Origin of the sequence: Clostridium sp. AM33-3, assembly GCF_003480315.1 — a bacterium.
In the GTDB taxonomy this organism is placed as follows: domain Bacteria; phylum Bacillota; class Clostridia; order Lachnospirales; family Lachnospiraceae; genus Brotaphodocola.
The window spans coordinates 171,010-171,331 of sequence record NZ_QUIV01000004.1 but is presented as its reverse complement, the minus strand read 5'-3'; positions in this window follow the sequence as shown (position 1 = coordinate 171,331).

Sequence of the window (322 nt, the reverse complement as noted above, 5' to 3'; positions counted from 1 at the left end):
GCGGTGTCATTCATTGCATTATAAAGTGCCAGAAGCGCCCGCTTTTCCTTAAAGATCATGCGAAAGATCCGGTCTTTATAGGCGCGAACCGGAATGGGGTGTTTCAGAGTCTTCTCGGTCTGATAAAATGCAGTGGTCAGTGTGTTTTTTGCCATAGGCTTCTCCTTCCTTATGCCGGAATTCCATTCTGCTTTTCTTTACCATTCTGGAATTCCTTTGTGTTGATAGTTGGGTGTTCAAGCAAAGAAAAATTCCAGTAGATAATTCAGAATGGCCTCGCCATAGAAATGAGAGAACCGCAGGCTGTAACCAAATATACCAT